This is a genomic window from Streptomyces cylindrosporus, from assembly GCF_022698165.1.
In the GTDB taxonomy this organism is placed as follows: domain Bacteria; phylum Actinomycetota; class Actinomycetes; order Streptomycetales; family Streptomycetaceae; genus Streptomyces; species Streptomyces cylindrosporus.
This window is the reverse complement of sequence record NZ_JALDAY010000010.1, coordinates 180,336-200,871: the sequence shown is the minus strand read 5'-3', so window position 1 is coordinate 200,871 and position 20,536 is coordinate 180,336. Positions and strand designations below refer to the sequence as shown.

The window sequence follows — 20,536 nt, the reverse complement described above, 5'->3', positions numbered from 1 at the left end:
TCCGGGTCACCAACTCACCTGGAACGGACGGAAGGAGAACAGTCGGCCCGCGCGATGGGCGTCCGCCATGACCTCGGCGACGGCGTCGACGTCGTCAGGCCCGGTCACCCGACGGGTGGGGTGGAAGCGGCGCAGCAGCCGCTCAAGGCAGAGCAGGAGTACGGCGGGTGAGCGCATCGCGGGCGTGAAACTGTCGCGTCCGCGGAGATACAGGTGGACGCAGGCGGCCGCGGCCGACACCGCCGTGTACTGCTTGGCGAGGTCGTACAGCTCGGCCGACTGCCCGGCCCGCCTGCCCTGTTCGGCGAGGAGCTTGGCGTGCTCGTCGGCGATCCGGTGCGTCTCGTCGGCGATCAGCCCGGCCGTCTCCGCGCACCCGGCCAGCCAGCCCGCCTCGCGGCCGTCGGCGGTGGCCGCGGCGGCCCGCAGCTCGGCGACGCCGGAGCGCAGGGCGAGCACCGAGTCGTCGCCGCCCCGGCTGAACAGCTGCTGCTCGGCGGGCTCGTACGGCTCCATGGGGTGCGCGGGATCGAAGAGCCGGGTGGTCAGTCCGACGGCGTCCGCCACCGCGTCCGGCTCCTGCGCGAGGGCGTTGGCCAGCAGCCCCTGGAGCTGGAGGGCGATGTTCTTCAGGTTCACCACGGTGTTGCCGTCGGCGAAGTTGGAGATCGCGAAGTCGCGGAGCACCTTCTGGAAGATGCCGTGCCGCGGGTGTGCCCGCAGGTAGTAGCGGGCGCCGAGGACGGTGGTCAGCCGGGCGAGGGTCTCCTCCAGCAGAGTCGGCACGAAGTACTTGACGACCGACGACCAGATGCTGGCCTGCGCGGGAGCCAGCTGGAGGGAGCGCACGGCGCCGGTGGTGAGCGCGTCGGCGATCAGCAGCTCGGCGAAGCTCTCGGCCAACTGGCGTTTCGAGTACGGCACTTCGAGCACGGTTCCGCCGAAGATGACGCGGCCGGAGGCGAAGTCGAGGGTGGTGCGCAGGGCGGTGTCCACACAGCTCATGGCGATGCTGGAGATGGCGATGCGCGCCAACTGGCTGCTCTTGAGGGCCACTTCGAGGCCCTGGCCGACCCGGCCGACGAGGGCCGAGTCCGGGAGGAGGCAGTCGGTGAGGCGCACGCCGCTCATGTCTAGGCCGCGCAGTCCGTGCAGGGGCTCGTCGCGCAGGTGCGTCAGCTGCTCCGCCGGGATGCCGGACTTCTCCACGGCGAAGATGGAGTAGCCGCCGGGTCCGCCCTTGTCCGCGGTACGGGCGAAGACCATGACGGTGGCGGCGACGGTGGCGTTGCCGATGGTCCACTTCTCCCCGTTGAGCAGCCAACCGCCGTCCACGCGGCGGGCGTTGGTCTCGTTGGCGAGGACGTCGCTGCCGTGCCGCCGCTCGGACAGTCCCCAGGCGAGCTTCTCCCCGCGCCGGATGGCGTCGGCGAAGTACTGGCGCTGCTGTGCGCTGCCGGCGATCCACACGGGCATGTAGCTGAGGCTGGTGAGGACCATGGCGGTGGCGGAGGTGGGATCACGGCGGCCGACGAGCCGGTAGAGGTTGAACCCGTCCTCGACGTGCACGGCCCTGCCCCCGTTGGCGGCCGGGACGATCCAGTCGTACAGGCCCCAGGAGGCGAGGGTGTCGACGAACTCGTGCGGGTACTGCTGGCGTTCGTCGAGATCGAGGACGCGCGGGTACGGCATCGGGGCCTCGGGGTCCCACGGGTCGCCGAGATATCCCTCCAGGTCCGCCATGAGCGCGGTGAGGTCGGTCATGTCGTCTCGTCCTTCTCGGGGGACGGTCCGTCGGAGAGCTGGACCGGGTGCGCGGTGAACAGGAGCCGGGCGGCGTCGAGCCGGTTGAGGGCGCGGGCGGCCGGGGGTAGCTCAGGGCCGGCCTGTCGCGGGTCACGACCGTCGGCGAGGGCGAGCAGCACGGCGAGCACGGCGGTGAGCCAGCCGGCACCGGCCGGGTCCTCCCCGTACAGTCCGCGCTCGGCGTGCGCCCACCAGGCAAGGGCCGCCGCCGCGGCCGCGTACAGCAGACAGCACCGGTCGGCGAGATCGAGCAACTCGGGCGAGGAACCGAGCCCACGGGCCCGGTCACGCTGCGCCTCGGCGGCAGTGCGAAAGGTGTCGGCGAGGGCGGCCCGCACGTCCCACACAAGCCCGGCCACCCGGCCTTCACCGCGCCCCACAAGCTCCTGGGCAACCGCCTCCGCGTGCTCCACGAACCCGAGAAGCACGAGGTCCTTGGGGCGGGCGGAGAGATCGAGGGCGACGGGGTCGAGGGCTGGGAGGGGCGCACCAAAGGCGAAGAGGGCGTCGAGCGGGGGCGGGGGCGGGGATCCCGGGGCGGGCGCGGTGCCTGCGGGTGCGGGACCGGTCGGGGCGGCCGAGGAGACGGGCACGGGGTCGGTGGCGGGCAGCGTATCCGCGGGCGTGGGATCGGTCGGGGCGGCCGAGGTGGCGAGCGGAGGGTCGGAGGCGGGAGCCGAGGCAGCAGGTGCGGGACCGGAAGCAGGAGCCGAGGCAGCAGGCGCGAGATCGGTCGCGGCGACCGAGGAAGCGAGCGCGGGACCGGAAGCAGGAGCCGAGACAACAGGCGCCAGACCGGAAGCGGGAGACGAGGCAGCAGGCGCGGGGCTGGTGGCGGGAGCCAAAGTGGCAGGCGCGGGGCCGGAAGCGGGGGCCGAGGCTGGCGGTGTGGGATCGGGGGCGGGCGGTGGGGTGGGCGTGCGGGTGCCCGGGGGGTGAGTGGGGTGGGCTGGGGTGGTGAACGTCGTTGCGTAGGACGGTAGTTGGAGGGCCACCGAGCGGAGTACCCCGAAGGGGCTCGTGTCGATGGATTCCACGATCGCGTTGTCCCGCTGGGCCTTGTCGACGATCGCGCCGGGGCCGTGGGCCAGGACTCCACGGGCGCCCAGGAGGGAGCGGGAGCGGGCCACCGATGACGCCGTGAGGCGGGTTGCGATCCGTTTCACCACCGAGGAGCACAGGCCGAAGGTCGCCGGGGAGAGGTGGGCATAGCGGGCGGCCGTCAAGGACAGGAGGTCCGCTGCGAACAACTCGGCCGCGGCGACGGCGAGTTCGCGGGAGCCGTGGCCCGTGTCGGCGACTCGGACGCCCCCGACCCGCCTGGCCCGCGTGAACCGCAGCGCCGTACGCAGCGCCGTGTCCGCCGTGGCCAGGCACGCTGCCGTGCTGAGCAGCCGTACCACCTGCTGGGCCCGCATCGCACCCGCGAGGCCGCCGCCGACCGTCCCGACGACCGCCTCGGCCGGCACCGGCGTGCCGTCGAAGTCCAGGTCGGCGAAGTCGATGCCGCGCATGCCGGTGACGGGCTGGGCGGGCTGCCGCCGCACCCGGAGCAGCTCCCCCGGACCGAGCAGCACCGCCGTGAATGCGGCCGGGCCGCGCGGCGCGGTGCGGGCCACCACGACCGCCGCGTCGGCGGTCGCACCGCGCCCGACGAGCCACTTGCGGCCCGTGAGGCGGAAGCCGCCGTCCGCGGCCGGGTCGAGGCGGCACTCGCCCGCCAGGACGTCGCTGCCCGCCTGTTCCTCGGAGAGCGCGAAGGCGACCGTACGGCCTTCCCGCACCCAGTCGGCGACGGTCTTCGCCTGCTCCGGGGTGCCCGCCGCGAGCACCGTCAGGACCGCGGAGCAGGACAGGAGGGTCGCCGGCATGACGGCGGCGTCGCGCCGGGCCGCCACCCTGACCAGGACGAGCGTGTCGTCGAGGCCGCTCAGCGTGCCGCCCAGGGACGGCGGCAGATACGCGAGCGGGAAGTCGGCCGCGTCGAGGCGGGCCGCGAAGGCGTGCGGGAAGTCGCCGCGGGCGTCCCGTGCGGCCCCGGCGTGGAAGCCGTAGACGTTCTCGGGCCGCCAGGGGTCCCCGAGCAGTTCGTCGAGCCGCGCCGCGGCGGCGAAGGGCGCCGTCATGGCCCCACCCGAACGGCCGGGTCGGGCTGCGGCACCGGATAGTCGGCGATCGCCGGGGAGAGCGCGAGGCCGGCCGCCCGCAGCATCGACAGGCGCTGGTGGAAGGCGGCGCCGGTCATGATGTGCCGGGCCACGTCGGCCACGTGCCGGTTGCGCGGGGCGGCCAAGTAGGTGCCGCGCACCCAGGAGTTGAAGCTGCCCATCGCCGGTCCGCACCAGATCTGGTAGTCGACGGCGCGGTCCGCCTCGCCGGTCTTGGCCCAGCGGGAGGCCATGCCCAGGTACCAGCGGAAGACCAGCGCGGCCCGCCGTTTGGGGCTCGCGGCGGCGCGGGCGAGCTGGTCGGGGTCGCGGCGCTCGAAGTAGGCGACGGTCTCCGCCCAGACGTCGTCCAGGGGCCGCCGGAAGATCTGCTTCTCGACCCGGGCGCGGGCGGCGGCCGGGAGGTCCTCGATGCCGTCGTGGTCGCGGTAGAGCTCGTAGAGGAGCCGGGCCCGCATCGGGAACAGCGTTCCCCGCTTGAGGACTTGCAGCTCGACGCCCATCTCGAACATGTCGGCCGCGGGCGCCATGTCGAAGTCGGCGAGGTCGGCCTGCGCGAGCATCTCCTTGACCTGTGCGGACGTACCGGCTTCCACGCAGGACTGGTTGACGGACCCGGTGACGACGTAGTCGGCGCCCATCGCGAAGGCGGCCCAGGCGGCCTCCGGGGTGCCGATGCCACCGGCCGCGCCCACCCGGATGCGCTCCGGGTACCGCAACTCCCGTACCAGAGCGTCTCGCTGACGCATGATCACGGGCAGTTGCGCGGGCAGCGGGCGCCGGTCGGTGTGCCCGCCGGAGTCTGCCTCCACGGTGATGTCGTCGGCGAGCGGCACACGCGCGGCGAGCCGCGCCTGCTCCTCGCTGATCGCGCCCTCGTCGACCAGGGCCCGCACCATCGGCTCGGGCGCGGGCCGCATGAACAGCTCCGCCAGCTCAGTGCGCGAGATCTTGGCGACGACCTTGTTCTCGGCGATCACCCCGTACGGCCCGCCCGCGCGCAGCCCGGCCAGCCGGTAGCGCACGATGTGCGGGGTCAGCGCGAGGAACGCGGAGGCCTCCACGCACGGCACCCGGTGTTTCAAGTACAGCTCGACGGCGGTGCGTTCGAGGCGTTCCTCGCTCGGGCTGTGGATGAGATTGCAGGCGTACGGCAGCCCCGGGATCTCGGCCGCGAAGCGCGCGAGCGCCTTCTCGACGGCCTCGGGCAGCAGCCCGGCCGCCCCGTAGGAGCCGAGGTAGCCGGCCCGGGCCATGGCGATGACGAGGTCGGCGGAGGCGATGCCGTTCGCCATGGCGCCGCTCATGTACGCCTCGCGCACCCCGTACGCGGCCAGGAAGGCGGCGCTGCCCAGCCGTTCGGGGCCGAGGGGCGGTACCGCGGCGACGATCTCGTGCTCGCCGCCGGCGCTCACCGCGCCCCCGGCGGCGGCGCCGAGGCCGTACGGCCCGCGCAGGATGTAGACGGGCTGGTCGAGGCGGGTCAGCGCCTCCTGGATCCCGTTGTCGCCGACCGCGGGGGCCACGGGTCCGCTCCACCGCGGCCGCGACGACTGCTCGGTGCTCATCAGTTGCTTCTCCTCAGTCCTCGCCCGGACAGCTCCTAGTCGTGGTGGATCTCGATGCCGAGGTCTTCCAGGCGGTAGATCCGCAGGGTCGACTTCCAGACGTGGGCGTCGCCGAGCAGGACGATCCGGCCGGGTTCGCGGCGGACCTCCTTGACGTGGACGTCGAACTCCATGTCGGGGTCGGTGCGCAGGATCTGGCCGCGGTACGTCCACTTCGTCTCGGTGCCGCTGCTCAGCGCGAACCGCGGGTTGCGCAGCCCGTCGGTGAGGCCGGTCTCGACGGCGTACACCTGCATGCCCTGCAGCAGCGCCTCGACGCCGAGGGAGCCGGGCATCACCGGGTCGCGGTGGAAGTGGCAGGAGAAGTACCACTCGTCGGGCCGGATGGAACGGTGACCGCGCAGGTACCCCTGTCCGTGCTCGCCGCCGCCCGGCAGCACGTCCAGCCACTCGACGAGGTCGAGGTGCCCGCCGGCCAGGCGTGGGCCGCCGCGGGTGGCCTCGGCGGCCCGGTACTCCCGCAGGTCGACACGGCGGGTCCCGGCCGGCCTGGCGGCCTGCGTGTCCAGCCACGGCAGTACGTGCTGTCCCTTGTCCAGGCCGACCTGGTGGGCGAGGGCCTTCTCGTTGAAGTAGCCGAAGAGGGACTCGCCGGTGTAGAAGACCTCGCCGTCGCAGGAGAGTTCGTAGAAGAAGTTCTGCAGGATCGAACCGGGCATCCGGTCGCTGGACAGCAGCGTGGACCGGTGCTGGACGGTCTTCCCGCGCAGGTCGACGTCCTTGACGAGGGTGGCGCGGCCGTCGAGGTTGCGGATGCTGAACTGCTCCTCCGGGAAGGGCAGGGTGGCGCCGAGGTAGTAGCCGAGGAGGATGGCCGCCTGGAGGCTGGACTCCATGTAGACGCAGTTGGGCATGTACGGGTGTCCGTTGTCGGCGTAGTACCAGGCGTCCTCGGGCGCGTCGTACTCGGTCACCATCACGGCCCCGCGCTTGAGCGTGCCGCGGGTGCCCTCCAGCTTCATCACCCGGTCGACGAAGAGGAAGTCGCCGTTGGGGATGTAAGGAGCCCGGCTGTCGGCGTACACCTCGAACTCCGGCCCCATGGCGACGGCGAGGTCCCCCTTCGCGGCATGCGCCATGTGGAACTCGTTGAGCAGGGCGGGCTCGCCGGTCGCCGGGGAGAGCCGCCCGAGGAAGTGCGGGACGGTACCGGCGGTCTCCGGGCGGTACGGGGTGCCGGGCTTCTCGCGCAGCCGGATGCCGAGGCCGGTGACGCCGATGGAGGGCGTGCCGTCGCGCAGCACGACGACGTCGGCGACGAGCGACGGGCGCGGCAGGAGCGTCAACTCCGTGATGTCGATGCGGTATTCGATGCGGGCGTTGCGGGGTGTGATCTGCCCGCGCACCTTCACCTCGGTCCGCAGGCCCGGGACGGGCTGGAAGCGGGCGTCGGGGAGGGTGAGGTGGAGCCCGAGGGAGAGGGCGTAGAGCTCCAGCAGTTGTACGGCGCCTTCCGCCACCAACGACCCTGCCAGCACCGGGTCGTCGGGGAAGTGACTGGTGAAGTACCAGGCATCCGGGACGAGTTCCTTCACGGCCTCGATCCTGCCGAGCCCGTGGCTGCCGCCCTTGCGGTCGAGGAGAGTGACCTCGTCGGCCATGAGGAGGGGGCGGGTGGGCAGGCGCAGGGAGGTGTTGCAGCCGGGGGGCTGGCGGTGGCCGGGCCCGAAGACGTCGGCGATCCGGCCCTCCCCGAGGGCGTCGAGGTCGGCGGCGGAGAGGGAGGCGCGGTGAGTGACGGCAAGCGGCTTGAACCCTGAACGCCCGCTGTCGACCTGGGACTTGACCTTGCCGGCCACCTTCCCCTGCACCAACCCGGGCGAACTCTCCAGCTCCTCGTCGGTGAAGAAGCCCGCGCAGGCGTTGTTGAGCTTGAGGATGAGCTCGCCGTCGGCGTAGCAGTCGTAGTGGAAGAAGAAGAGCAGGGTGTCGCCCTGGCGGACGAACTGGTCGATCCAGATGTCGTAGCGCAGGGTCTGACCGGTGCGGGGCAGGTCGCCGACGAAGCTCAGGCTGCTGTCCAGGAGCCGGTACACGCGCTGACCGCGGTTGGTGAAGTCGGCGCCGAGATAACTGATGAGCAGCAGGTCGCACTGGCCGGCCTCGATGGTGACGGCGGGCGGGACCTGTCCGTCGACGGCGTACCAGGCGTCCTCCGGGACGTCGTACTCGGTACGGATGAAGGAGGGCCGGAACTCGCCGGGTTCGGCGTCGAGTTGGGTGACGCGGGTGGCGAAGAGGTAGGGCGGGGCGGGGAGTCGGACGCGGCGGTCGTAGCCGTCGATGCGGGCGAAACGGGGGCCGAAGACGTTACCGACCTTGCCGACGGCGAACTCGAGCAGGTCGCGCTCGTCCCAGACGACGCCTTCGGGTTTTGGGGGGTGGGGGGTGGTGGGGGGTGATTGTGGGGAGGGCGGGGGTGATTTCGGGGAGGGCGGGAGTGATTGCGGGGTGGTGGGGGGCTGAAGAGGGGTGGGTGGCTGGGCGGGTGCGGGTGGCTGGGGGGTGGACGTGGACGGTTGAGTGGACGTGGGCGGTTGGGCGAGCGCGGGGGGCTGGGTGGGCAAAGGTGACTGGGCGGGTGCGGGTGGTTGGGGAGTCGGCGATGTGGAGAGCAGTGCCGTCAGTTCTTCGCGCAACTCCCTCTGGGCGTCGAGGACTTCCTGGTGTGCCTCCAGGATCTCGGCGCGCAGGCTGCGTACGAGGGCGAGTGTGGCGGCGCGGTCGTCCGTGGGGTGGTCCGGCTTCGGCGGTACGGGGAGCGGGGCGCCGAAGATGGCGGGGAGGGGCGGCACATCGGCGGGTACGTCCGCGGGCGCGGCCTGCGGGGGCACGGCGCCGAGGGACGGTGCCGGGACCGCGTCGGCGGGGAGCATCGTGATCGGGTCCCGCTCCAGCGAGAGCGCGGGTACGGGCGGACCGTCTGGGCGGGTCGGCATCGCGGTGTCCCATTCCGTGGCGTGGAATCCCTCGACAGGGGGTTCCGGGGCTTGGTCGGGGGCCCCGGCGGTCACCGGGACGGGGGGTGACGAGGGGGGCGGGGGCGGCTCGGGTCGGGGGCCGGGGGCGGTCGCGGTCGGCAGGCCGGACGGGGTCGGGGAGCGCCGGTCCTGGGCGAGTGCGGCTGGCAGGCCGGGGTCGGCAGGGGTGTGCGAATCCGACGGGGCCGGGGGCCGCCAACCGCTGCCAACGGCAGGAGTCGGGCCGGCATCGGCCGGGGGCCGCGAACCCTTGCCCGCGGCGGAAGTCGGACCAGCTTCGGCCGGGCGCCGGGAACCCTCGCCCGCGGCGGAAGTCGGAGCAGCATCGGTCGGGAACTGCGAACCCTCGCCCACGGAGGAAGGCAGACCCGCATCAGTCGAGCGCGGCGAACCCTCGCCCGCAGCGGAAGTCGGACCCTCATCAGTCGAGCGCCGCGAACCCTCGCCGACCGCGGAAGACGGACCGGCCCCAGGCAGGCGCGTTGCGCCAAGAGCGGGCGAGGGCCGCAGGCCCGGGTCAGTCGTGGTCGGCGGTGCGTGGTGTGGGGCCGGGGCGGGAGGCGCGGCGCCGGATGCCGCGGCGGCCGTGGTGAGCGCCGGGCTCGGCTGCGATGCCGCCGTCACCGGGACCGCTGGGACCGGCTCGGCAGGGACGGTTGCCGGGAACATCCGCACCGGCTCGACAGGCGCGGTCGCCGGCAGCATCCGTACCGGCTCGGACGGCGTTGTTTCGGCCGCCGCCGACACCGCCTCGGACGCCGGTGCTCCCGCCGTCACTGGCGCCCGCCCGGATGCCGGAGTCCCCGCCGACACGGGCGCCTCCTCGGACGACGCCGTCGCAGCCGTCACCAGCGCCCGCCCGGATGCCCGTGTTCCCGCCGTCAGCGGCACACGCCCGGACGACGACGTCGCGGGCATCGTCGGCTTCCGCTCTGCCCCTGCCGCCTCCGCCTCACGTGCCTGCTCGGGCGAAGCCGCCGTCGCCGCGATGGCCGACTCGGACGAAACCGCCGTCGCCACGATGGCCAGCTCGGACGAAACCGCCGTCGCCACGATCTCCGACTCGCGCGACACCCCCGTCGCCACGACCGCCGGCTCAGGCAGCCGTCGTACCCCCTCCAGCACCGGTGTCGCCGCCGCCGTCACCAGTGGTGTGACCGGTGTGCCTCCCACCTCGAAGGTTCGGCGGCCGATCGGGCGGGGTTCGGGCGTGGTGCGGGGGCGGAACGGGGTGAGGTCGACCGGGATCGCGTGGGCCGCGAGGCGGGCCACCAGGCGGGCTGTGTCCGTGGCGCCCCGGGCTCCGCGGCGGTCGACGGGGACCGAGATGTGCGGGTCGTTCCCCAGGGTCTCGTGGATCCAGCGGGTGCAGGTGCTGGACGGGCCGACCTCGATGAAGCAGCGGAAGCCGTCCTCGTACGCCCGTCGCACGAGCCGCGGGAAGTCCACCGTCTCGCGGAGCGTGACCGCGATGTTGTGGGCCACGACGTCCTGGTCGAGGGCGCCGACGGGCGCGTAGTGGCGGCTGCTGTAGAGGACGAGGTCACCGACGTCACCCGTCGGGTAGCGGTTCAGGTCGGCCAGCTCCGGCAGCACCCCGTCCACCACCGGGCAGTGCATCACGTGGTTGGCGGGCGAGCGCGCACTCTGGCAGCCGAGCCCGTCGATCAGTTCCCGGCACTGCGCCGGGTCCCCGGCCACGACCACCTCGGCCGGCGTGTTGACGTGCGTGATGTACACGCGGTCGTAGCCCGCGACCGCCGCACGCACCTCCGCCGCCGGCGCCAGCACGACATACGTCGCCCACACGTCCTGGTCGGGCACGTCGTCCCCGAGGCCCCAAAGCCCGCGCACCGTCTTCTTGCGGCCGCGCAGCCGGTCCACGAACAGCGGCGACGCGTCGATCTTCGTCGTCGCCCGGGCCTCCTTCACCCACCCCCCGGTCGCGAACAGCATGCTGCTCTCACCGAGGCTGTACCCGAACGCCCCGTGCACCGGCACCCCGAGCACCTCCCGCACCAGGTCGGTGGAGAGCAGCGCGTAGCTCGTGCCGACCGCCAGCATCAACGGGATGTCGTCGATCAACTCGGCCTCGCGGCGCATCAGTTCACGCCGGTCGATCGGTCGGAGGGCGCGCGGGTAGAGGGCGTGCGAGCGCAGCATCTCGGCAGGCAGTTCGGCCTGTGTCTCGAAGCGTGGGAGGAGCCCGGGGAAGGCCCGGAAGAGCGAACGGCCCAGTCCCAGGTACGAGTTGAAGGCGCCGGGGTAGACGAGTGCCGTCTTCGTGCCGGGGCCGCCCACGGGCCGCGCCGCGAAGCAGCTCCCGGACGGCGAGGTCCACTCCCCGCCCGCCCGGTACACCCCGGGCAGATCCTTCGCCGCCTGCTCCAACTGCCGTATCAGGCCTGCCGGATCGTCCGCGACGAGTACGGCCTTCAGCGCGGCCGGCCGGTCTTCCACCAGCCCCGCCCAGTCGCCGCCTGCCTCGACCGCGTCCCGCAGTTCGCCCAGCCGTCGTACCAGCGTGTCGATGTCGTCGGCGCCGACCGGCACGACCAGGCTGCCCCCGGACCGCACCCAGTCGGTCGCGGCGACCTCGCCCCGCGTCTGTGCGCCGCCGAGGACCAGATGGGCGTGGGTGCCCGCGGTCCCGGTGACGCTCACGGAGGCGATACGGCGGCCTTCGCGGCGTTCGCGCAGCCACGGCCGTGAGTCGGTGGCGAGGAAGAGGGCGGAGCCGGCGAGGTGGGTGCCGTCGACGCCGGCGGGGGCGACCGGCTGGTAGGCGTAGTGCAGGCAGAGCGCGGCGCGGATGACGGAGGCGAGGACGGAGGCGCAACCGGAGTCCCCCACCGCGGAGTTGACCGAGCTGAGGGCGGTGCGCAGCGGCTTCTCGCCCGTCCAGACGCGGGTGAGGCCCGTCAGCGCTCCGTCGGTCAGCGCCCCGCTCTCCACCAGCTCGACCTCGACCGGTGTCACTCCGGCGGCCGCGAGGGCCTCCTCGGCCGCGGCGGCGACCAGGCCCGGGTCGGGGCGCGGGTCCAGCGTGGGCGAGTGGTGGACGGCGAGGGAGTCGACGGTGGCGTACACGGTACGCTCCGGCGGGACCGAGCCGGGACGGGTGACGACAAGTGCACCGGCACCGTCACCGAGCGGGCCCTCGGGCATCAGTGCGGCACCCGCGAACAGTGCCGCCCTGGCCAGCGTCGACTCAGGGCCGGCCGCCAGGTCGACCGCGCCCACCAGTACCGCCTCGACGCTCGGGTCGAGCAGCAGCAGCCGGGCGGCGTCGAGGGCGTCGGCGCCGACGGCGCTGTCGGAGGAGACGGTGAAGGAGGGCCCGGTGAGGTTCCACAGGGAGGAGATGCGGGCGGCCATGATGTTGCCGATGTAGCTGAGGACCTCGTTGGCCTCGATGGAGTCGTGGATCCCGTCCCGCGCGGCCCGGGTGAGCGCAGCCAACTGCTCGTCCGTGGGGGCGAGTCCGGCCCCGGCGCACCAGGCGGCGAGCTTGCGCCCGAGCGCGTAGCGGGCGCCGTGCCCCTCCGCGCTCGGCTCCATCTCCATGCCCAGCACGACGGCGACGCGCCGCCCCTTCGTGCCGGGCCCCGGACGCTCGTACCCGGCGTCCTTCAGCGCCTCCTCGGCGACCCGCATCATCAGCAGGTGCTGCTGGTTGAAGTGGTCGAGGTCCTTGGGCGGGATGCGGTAGGAGGTGGCGTCGACCTCGAAGCCCTCGATGTAGGCGGCGGGTGGCGCGGCGACGCCGTCCAGCGTCTCGAAGCCACGCCAGCGATGCGGCGGCAACTCCCGTACCGCGTCCGTGCCTTCGTACCCGGCGCGCTCGAACTCGTCGAGGGTGGTGAAGGATCCGAAGTGCGCGCCCATGCCGATCACGGCCATGGGTGAGGGCTTCGACGGCTCGGCGGGCTCCTCCTGCCGGCCGCCGGGTTCCGACAGGACCACGTGCGCGTTGGTGCCGCCGAAGCCGAACGCCGAGACGGCTGCCCGGCGTGCGCCGTCCGCGGCCGGCCAGGGCACGGGCTGCCGTACGACCCGGTCCGCGACCGTGTCCGGCAGGGGCTCGGTCACTCCGATGGTCGGCGGGATCACGCCCTGCCCGAGGGCGAGGACCACCTTGACCAGGCTGCTCATGCCGGCCGCGGTCAGCAGGTGCCCGATGTTGCCCTTGACCGAGCCGAGCAGCGGGCCGCGCCCGAAGTGCCGTTCCACGCCGTCGAGTTCGGTGCGGTCGCCGAGCGGGGTACCGGTGGCGTGGCACTCGACGTACTGGATGTCCTGCGGGGTGAAGTCGGTGTCCCGGTAGGCGAGTTCGTACGTGGCGAGCTGGCCGGTGACGTTCGGCGCGAGGAGGTGTTTGCCGGGGCCGTCGTTGCCGAGGGCGACGGCGTCGATGACGGCGTACACCCGGTCGCCGTCCCGCTGGGCGTCGGCGAGCCGCTTCAGGGCGACCATGGCGGCGCCCTGACCGGTGATGATGCCCTTGGACCGGGCGTCGAAGGGCTGGCTGAAGCCGTCCGGCGGATAGGCGTGCAGGTCGGAGAAGGAGAGGTGGATGACGGTCGGGTCGGGCGCGCAGACCCCGCCTGCAAGCATCAAGTCCGCCCGCCCGGTGGCCAGTTGGGCGCAGGCGAGTTGGAGGGCGTAGAGCGCGGAGGAGCAGGCGGCGTCGAGGGTGTGGCGGGGGCCGCCGAGCCCGAGGGCGGCGGCGACCACGTGGGCGGGGAGCCCGCCCGGCCACATGTTGTGGGCGACCGCCCTGGCGGCCCCCGGGTCACTGGCCGGGTCACCGTCCGCCGCACCGGACGGCAACCCGGCCGCGGGGAAGCCGGCCGCCGCGAGGCCCTCGGAGACCGCGGCGTCCCACAGCTTCCCCGCTGTTCGGCCGGAGGCCGGGGTGGGGAACGGGTAGTTCCCGAACACCACACCGGTCCTCCGGCCGGCAGCCCGGCCGTCCGCGGCAGCGGGGGATACACCCGCGTCGGCCAGGGCGTCCCCGGCGACCCGGAGCGCCCAGTGGAACGAGCGGTCCAGGCCGGCCAGGTAGTCGGCGGGCAGTGCGTACCCGGCGGGATCGAGTGCCGGGGCGTCCTCGACGAAGCCGCCGCGCGTGCAGTAGATGCGGTGCCGCTCCTCGCCGCCCTCACCGCCGCCGGCCAGCGGATCGTGCCCGAAGATCCGTTCGCCGCCCTCGGTGCGCGAGTCCACCCCGCCCATCAGGTTGTTCCAGTAGGCCTCGGGCGTGGCCGCCCCCGGGAAGAGGCAGGACAGTCCGACGATCGCGTACTTGCCCATGACGGATCAGCCTCCGAGCGTCGTCAGACCGTGACCGTGACCGTGGCGGTCGACCGGCCCGCCTGCCGGAACCGGGCGTCCAGCTCCGCGTCCTCGACCGCGACCACGTCCTCCAGGACGGCGAGCACCCGGCCCTGCGGGTCGAGCGCGGTGACCGTGCAGGTGACGCCGGTGCGGCCGGGTCGTACGTCCTCCACGGCGATCAGGAAGTCGCCGTCGGAGGGCAGTGGCGCGTACAGGTTCAGGCGCCCGATCTCCATGGGCAGGCAGGCCCGCCCGCGCCGCTCGCGCACCCACACCAGCACGGCCTGCAGCAGCAGGTCGGCGAGGACGGGGCTGTGCAGCCGGCCGTGGTAGCCGCCGAGCGCGGGCCGGTGGTCGGCGAGCCGGGCCCGTACGAGGAGCCGCTGCTCGTCGCTCACCAGCACGGAGCGCAGCCCGCGCAGGGAGGGCCCGTGGAAGAGGGTGCCGTCGCGGTAGAGCCGTGCGGCGTCCTGGCCCGCGGCGCTCCGGGCGAGGGCCGCGAGGTCGGCACGGTCGACGGGCGTCGGCCCGGCGTCGCCCGTGGTCAGCCGGACACTGTAGGCGGGCCGGCCGCGGCCGCCGGCGTCGACCGAGGACGCGAGCACATCGATGCCGTCGGCACCGGGCTCGATGGACAGCCGGAGCCGCTGCGGCTGCTGCCCCTCCGGCTCGTCCCAGGCGACGCCCTTGAACACCTTGAACCCGCTTGCCGCGCCCACCACTTCACCGGTCGCCGTCTCGACGGCGTGGACCAGCGCGCCGAGCGCCGCCGTGGCGGGCAGTACACGCCGGTCGCCGATGGCGTGATCGGTGAGCAGCGGTTCGTCGGCGAGGTCGGTGAGCGTGCGGTCGACGACGAGCGGCGCGAGTGCGGCGCCCTGCGTCCCGGGCGGCGCGGACAGCGGCGTGAGCGGTCCGGTGACGATCACCGTGTCGTGCCCGCGCCCGGCCGTGAACTGCTCGGCGAACATGCCGGCGCCGGTCGCGAGCGGCACCAGCGCGATGCCGCGCGAGGCGAACATGGCCCGCAGGTCGTCGGAGACCATGCCGCCGTCCCAGGCGCCCCAGTTCATCGCGGTGACCCGCGCGGAGGGCAGTTCCCGCTTCAGCCGTACGGCGATCCGGTTCAGCGCCTCGTTGGCCATGGCGTAGTCGGACTGCCCGCGGTTGCCGAAGAACCCGGCGACGGACGAGAACAGGACGAGATGCCGCAGCTCGGCGACCCCGCGCAGGGCGTCGAGCACGTTGCCGAGCCCGGTCAGCTTGGTGGCCAGCACTCGGCGCGTCTCCTCGGGCGACTTCTGCGCGATGAGCCGGTCGGCGAGCACACCGGCCCCGTGGATCACCCCGGTGACCCGTCCGGCGTACGGCGTCAGCACGCGTCGCACCTCGCCGGGATCGGTGATGTCGACGGTCAGGTACTCGACGCGGGCGCCGGTGGCGGTGAGCCGGGCGAGGTTCACGGCGATCTCACGGGAAGCGGTGATCTCACGGAACTCCCCTTCGATCGCACGGGGGTTGGGCTTCTGCCCGCTCTGCGTGGCACGCCGCGCGATGAGCCCCCGCAGCGCCGGCCCTTCCGTGCCCACGGCCCACTCGGGCTCGGGCGCGGGCCGGCTGCGGCCGAGCAGCAGCAGCCCGGCGGGCCTTGCGGAGACCAGGGCGTGCAGGCAGTCGGCGGTGATGCCGCGGGCGCCGCCGGTGACGACGAACAGGTCGTCGGCGCCGAGTTCCGGGACGGGGCCGGCGTACGCGTCCTGCGGGCCGGCCGCGAGCGAGACGGTACGGCGCCCGTCCGGGTCGTGGGCCACGTCGACGTGCTCGGCCGACAGGTCGTGGATCTCGGCGAGGAAGCGGGCGCCGACGGTGGTCGGGGCCAGTTCCGGCGCGAAGTCGACCGTACGGGCGAAGAGTTCGGGCGCCTCGATGGCGAGGGTCTTCACCAGGCCGCCGACGCCGCCGAGCAGCGGGGAGGCGTCGCCGCCACCGCGGTAGCCGTTCGCTCCGTCGAGGCGGGTCACGGCGACGAAGGCGGCGCGGGTGCCCTGTGCGGCGGCCGTCTTCAGCCCGGCCAGGCTGTGCTTGGCGACGAGCAGGCAGTGCGTGAGCCGCTGCACGCCCTCGGCCCACTCGGGCCCGGCCGCGGCGGCCAGTTGCACGACGAGGTCGACCCGGCCGCGCACCAGCGCCCCGGCGAGCTCGCCCTCGTCCCAACTCCCCAGCCGCCGCACGGCATCCGCCTCCGGCACGACGGTGTCGACACCGGGCAGTGCGACGACCTCGACCCGCCAGCCGTCCCCACGGAGCGCTCCGGCGAGAGGCCGGGTGAGCGTGGATCCGTCGTCGACGAGGACGGCGGTACGGGGTTCCGCGTAGGCGCCGACGAGGGTGTGCGGCGGCGCGATCTCGACGATGCCGGCGTGGGTGCGGCCGATGCCGGGGGCGGGCGGGTAGGTCACGGTGAGGGACGCGGGGGTTGAGCCGGGCGTCCCGCTCACGGTGGAGGCGAGGAAGCCGGCGATGTCGTCCAGCGTCCGCAACTCGGCGAGCACCTCGGGGTCGACGTCCTCGGAGACGGGATAGGCCTCCTGCAGCGCACCGAGGATCTGGACCCGCTTGATGGAGTCGATACCGAGATCGGCCTCGACATCCATCCCCGGCTCCAGCATCTCCACGGGGTAGCCGGTCTTCTCCGCCACGGCGCCGAGGAGGGCTTCCATCACACCTGCGGGAACAGCGCCGTTGGATGCGGGGGCAGCCTCGGGGACAGGCTGCGCCGGGGCAGGCTGCTGTGCGGGCGCGGGCTGCGGGACGGGCTCGGCGGAAACGGTGGACGCCAGGAACCCGGCGATGTCATCGAGGGTCCGCAGCTCCGCGAGCACCTCCGGATCCACGTCCTCCGACACCGGATACGACTCCTGCAACGCCCCCAGAATCTGCACCCGCTTGATCGAGTCGATACCCAGATCAGCCTCGACATCCATCCCCGGCTCCAGCATCTCCACCGGGTAACCGGTCTTCTCCGCCACCGCACCCATCAAGGCGTCCATCACCCCAGCGGCGACAGCGGAGTTGGGGGAAACGACCGGCTCGGCCACGGCGACCGATTCCGCCGTCGGCTCCGCCGGAACCGTGGAGGCCAGGAACCCGGCGATGTCATCGAGAGTGCGGAGTTCGGCGAGCACCTCCGGATCCACGTCCTCCGACACCGGATACGACTCCTGCAACGCCCCCAGAATCTGCACCCGCTTGATCGAGTCGATACCCAGATCAGCCTCGACATCCATCCCCGGCTCCAGCATCTCCACCGGGTAACCGGTCTTCTCCGCCACCGCACCCATCAGGGCATCCATCACCCCGGCGGCGACAGCAGAGTCGGCCACGGAGACAGGCTCGGGCTCCGGCTGCACGACAGGCTCCGGGGTCTCGGCCACCGGTGCGGGGTCGGCCTCGACCTCGGCCTCGACCTCGGCCCCCACAGCAACCGTTGCCTCGGTCTCCGTCTCCCGCCCCCGCAACGCCTCCAGCAACAGCCGCGTCGACCGCTCGTGCGCCGCCCCGATCGTCGCGCCCTGCTCCCGTATCAGCCGCAGCGCCGCGTCCGTGTCGGGGTGTCCCCCGGCCCGTACCGACTCCTCCAGCGAACGCACCGACGCGTGCACGGTGTCCGCGTGTGCCGTGAGGATCTCCGCCTGAAGGGCGAGACCATCTCGTACGACGTCCTCGATGCCGTCACCCTCGCCCTCACCCCCGACGGGACCCGCCGCGGCTCCCAGGGCCAGCGGCTCCGACAGCGCTTCCCGGTAGGCCGAACGCCGTTCCTGGGTCACGTAGTTGATGCCGCGGAGGGCGATGTTCATACCCTTGCGGGCCGGCTGTTCGCGGCGCGGTTCCACGTGGTCGTCGAAGCCCACCACCGGCAGTCCGATCACCGCGAGCTCGATCGCCGCACGCTTCAGGGAGAGTTCGCCGTCCTTGCTCGGGCCGCCGTCCGCCGCGAGGGTGACCACGTCGGTGCGGCCTTCGAGGATGCGGTCGATCAGGTCCGTGAGGACCCGCTTGGGGCCGAACTCGACGAAGACACGGAAGCCGTCGGCGTACATCTCCTCGATGCCGGAGACGAAGTCGACGGGTTGCAGGAGCTGGTCGACGAGGGTGCGCCGGTTGGCGGCGGGGTCGTCGCCGTACGAGGAGCCCGGTGTGTTGGCGTACACGGGGATCGTGGGGGCGCCGAGGCCGGTCGACTCCACGGCCTGCCGGAACGCGTCCGCGGCGTGGGCGACGAAGCCGGTGTGGAAGGCCGCGGAGACCGGCAGCCGCTTCGCCGGGACCCGGCGGCCCGAGGCGTCGGCGACCAGGCGGTCGATCTCCTCCGTCGGCCCGCCGACGACGATCTGGCCGGGTGCGTTGATGTTGCAGATGGCGACGTTGCGGTACGACGCCACGAGGGCCTGGACGTCGGAGAGCGAGGCGCGGATCGCCGCCATCGCGCCGGGGTCGAAGCCGGGCGCGGCGGGCTCGGGCGGGGCCATGGCGAGGCCGCGGGCGCGGGCCAGTTCGGCGAACTGGTCGTCGTCGAGCGCGCCCGCGGCCCACAGCGCGGTGAGTTCGCCGAAGCTGTGGCCGATGACGCCGTCGGCGCGGAAGCCGAGGCCGCGCAGCCAGATGTACTGGCCGGAGGCGAGCGCGCCGATGGCGGGCTGGGCGAAGTCGGTGCGGCGCAGGGCCGTTTCCTGTTCGGCGCGGGCGGCGTCGGTGAAGGCGGGCGGCGGGAAGACGGTGCGGGCGAGGGTGTCCGGGCCGTCGGTGAGCCGGTTGGCGCGGTCGAAGGCGGCGCGCACGGGCGGCACGGCGACCGCGGCGCGTCGGCCCATGCCGACGTACTGGCTGCCCTGCCCGGCGAACACGGCCGCCACCTTGACGGACGCCGGGAGTGCCTCGCGGCGGTACGTGATGCCCTTGGGGTGCTGCCAGGAGGCCGCGTCGGGGCGGGCGCGCAGCAACTCCACCGCCGTGGCGCGGAGTTCGTCGAACTCCGCGTCGCTGCCGGCGACGATCCCGATGCGGGCGTCGCTCGCGGGGATCGCGCCGGACTCGTCGGGGGCGGCGCCGTTCTCGATGCGCAGCGCGAGCGCCTCGGGTCCGGCGGCGTGCCACAGGCCCCAACGGGACGTCGGACCGAGGTATTTGGCGTCGGATGCGGCCTCCCCGTGCTCCTCCAGCACCATGTGGAAGTTGGTGCCGCCGAAGCCGAACGACGAGACGGCGGCCCGGCGTTTGCCGCGCTTCGGGTCCAACACCCACGGGCGCGCCTCGGTGTTGACGTAGAAGGGCGTGGTGGCCGGGGCGACGGCCTCGCTGGGTGTCTCGACGTTGATGGTGGGCGGCAGGACCTTCTGGTGCAGGGCGAGGGAGAGCTTGATGAGGCTCGCGGCGCCCGCGGCCGCCTTGGTGTGCCCGATCTGGGACTTCACGCTGCCGATGGCGGCGTAGCCGTGGTCGTCGTTGCCGGCGGCGACCACCGACGACAGGGCGGACAGCTCGGTGTGGTCGCCGACGGCCGTACCCGTGCCGTGCGCCTCGAACAGCTCGATGGAGCCGACCGGCACGTTCGCGTCCTCGTAGGCGCGGCGCAGGGCGAGCTGCTGGCCCTCGGCGCGCGGGGCGTAGATGCTCTTGAAGCGGCCGTCGCTGGAGGTACCGATGCCGCGCAGGACGGCGTAGATCCGGTCGCCGTCGCGTTCGGCGTCGGCGAGGCGCTTGAGGGCGAGCATGCCGATGCCCTCGCCGATCAGGGTGCCGTCGGCGGACTCGTCGAACGGCCGTATCCGCTGGCTCCTGGAGAACGCCGGGGTCTTGCTGAAGCACATGTACATGAGGATCGTGTTCTCGGCGTCGCAGCCGCCGGTGATCATCATGTCGGCGCGGCCCTCGATGAGTTCGCTGACCGCGAGCTTGACGGCCGCGAGGGAGCTGGCGCAGGCGGCGTCGACCGTGCAGTTGGTGCCGCCGAGGTCGAAGCGGTTGGCGATGCGGCCGGCGACGACGTTGCCGAGCATGCCGGGGAAGGAGTTCTCCTCCCAGGGGATGTACGCCTTCTTGAAGCGCCGCGCGATCTCCTCGGCGTCCGCCTCGCTCAGGCCGACACTGCGCACGACCTCCTTGAGGACCGGCGTCTGGAGGCGGGCGGACAGCGGCTGGGTGAGGGAGTTGGCGCCGGTGATGCCGAGGATGACGCCGGTGCGGGAGGCGTCGTACCAGCTGCCGCTGTCCGCTCCGGCGTCGCGCAGCACGTCCCGCGCGACGGTGAGGGAGAGCAGCTGGAGGATGTCGGTGACCTCCAGGGTGTTGGGCGGCAGCCCGAACTCCATGGGGTTGAAGGCGATTTCGGGCAGGAAGCCGCCGCGGCGGACGTAGGTCTTGTCCTCGGCCGCCGGGTCCGGGTCGTAGTAGTCCTCGGGGTTCCAGTGGCTCTCGGGAACGTCCTCGATGCAGTCCTCGGCGTTCACGATGTTGTGCCAGAACTCGCGCAGGTCGCGCGACTTGGGGAAGAGGCCCGCCAACCCGACGATCGCGATCGGCGTCTCGGCCAGACGTGAGTAGTGCACGATGG

The 20,536-nt window shown here is 73.2% G+C and carries 5 protein-coding genes; all 5 read right to left on the bottom strand.

Features of this window, described 5'->3' with window-relative positions; genetic code table 11:
• Positions 1 to 6 precede the first annotated feature (6 nt).
• From MQP27_RS31735 to MQP27_RS31710, 5 genes are read right to left on the bottom strand one after another with little or no spacing between them, the layout of a single operon-like run.
• Positions 7 to 1,764 carry an acyl-CoA dehydrogenase family protein gene (locus tag MQP27_RS31735; protein ID WP_242770318.1) on the bottom strand — a complete coding sequence of 586 codons (1,758 nt, stop codon included), beginning with the start codon at positions 1,762 to 1,764 and terminating at the stop codon, positions 7 to 9.
• Positions 1,761 to 3,932, bottom strand: coding sequence for an acyl-CoA dehydrogenase family protein (locus MQP27_RS31730; protein WP_242770315.1), 2,172 nt, complete (start codon positions 3,930 to 3,932; stop codon positions 1,761 to 1,763). The genes MQP27_RS31735 and MQP27_RS31730 overlap by 4 nt, the downstream gene beginning before the upstream one ends.
• On the bottom strand, positions 3,929 to 5,542 hold the full coding sequence (locus tag MQP27_RS31725) for a PfaD family polyunsaturated fatty acid/polyketide biosynthesis protein (RefSeq protein ID WP_242770287.1): 1,614 nt from the start codon (positions 5,540 to 5,542) through the stop codon (positions 3,929 to 3,931). Before MQP27_RS31725 ends, MQP27_RS31730 begins: the two co-directional genes overlap by 4 nt.
• A 35-nt stretch (positions 5,543 to 5,577) precedes the next feature.
• On the bottom strand, positions 5,578 to 13,899 hold the full coding sequence (locus tag MQP27_RS51105; RefSeq protein ID WP_278196786.1) for a beta-ketoacyl synthase N-terminal-like domain-containing protein: 8,322 nt from the start codon (positions 13,897 to 13,899) through the stop codon (positions 5,578 to 5,580).
• Positions 13,900 to 13,922: 23 nt separating this feature from the next.
• On the bottom strand, positions 13,923 to 20,531 hold the full coding sequence (locus tag MQP27_RS31710) for a type I polyketide synthase (RefSeq protein ID WP_242770272.1): 6,609 nt from the start codon (positions 20,529 to 20,531) through the stop codon (positions 13,923 to 13,925).
• Positions 20,532 to 20,536 lie beyond the last annotated feature (5 nt).